The organism is Pseudovibrio exalbescens, assembly GCF_028737195.1.
Classification (GTDB): domain Bacteria; phylum Pseudomonadota; class Alphaproteobacteria; order Rhizobiales; family Stappiaceae; genus Pseudovibrio; species Pseudovibrio zosterae.
On sequence record NZ_JAQZAJ010000024.1, the window covers coordinates 1 to 523 of the forward strand.

Annotated in this window: 1 protein-coding gene; it reads left to right on the forward strand. The window is 55.3% G+C overall.

The features are described from left to right. A partial coding sequence (locus tag PUV47_RS19845) for a carboxymuconolactone decarboxylase family protein (RefSeq protein ID WP_337994512.1) occupies positions 1 to 490 on the forward strand: 490 nt, incomplete at its 5' end. Positions 491 to 523 lie beyond the last annotated feature (33 nt).

A 523-nucleotide genomic window follows, 5' to 3' on the forward strand; every position in this document is an offset into this window, starting at 1 on the left:
CAAAAACGCGGGGCTTTTTGCATGGAGTGTTGACCCTTTTGGCTTTGGATTGCACGGTTGCCAGACCAGCAATTGGCAAAAGGGATGGCAAATGGCGCAGAACAACGAAGACCGTTATGTGCGTGGCAAAGCGCTGTTGGACAGCATTCATGGCTCAGCCGGGCAAGGGGTTATGGACAGCCTTGGCGAGATCGCGCCGGACATGCCGGGTTATGTCTTTGAATTTGCCCTTGGCGACATTTATTCCCGGCCCGGATTGGGCCTGAGAGAGCGGCAGATCGCAACGCTTGCCTCATTGGCGACACTTGGCAATGCCCCGACACAGCTTAAAGTTCACATCCAATCGGCCTTGAATCTGGAGCTGACGCGCGAAGAAATCATCGAAATCTTGATGCAGATGTCTGTCTATGCGGGCTTCCCGGCCAGCTTGAATGCGCTGACGGTTGCCAAGGCGGCTTTTGCCGAAATCGACGGAGAAAGTGCGGGCTAAACAGGGTCCCTGTATTTGCAGGGACCCTGCCTG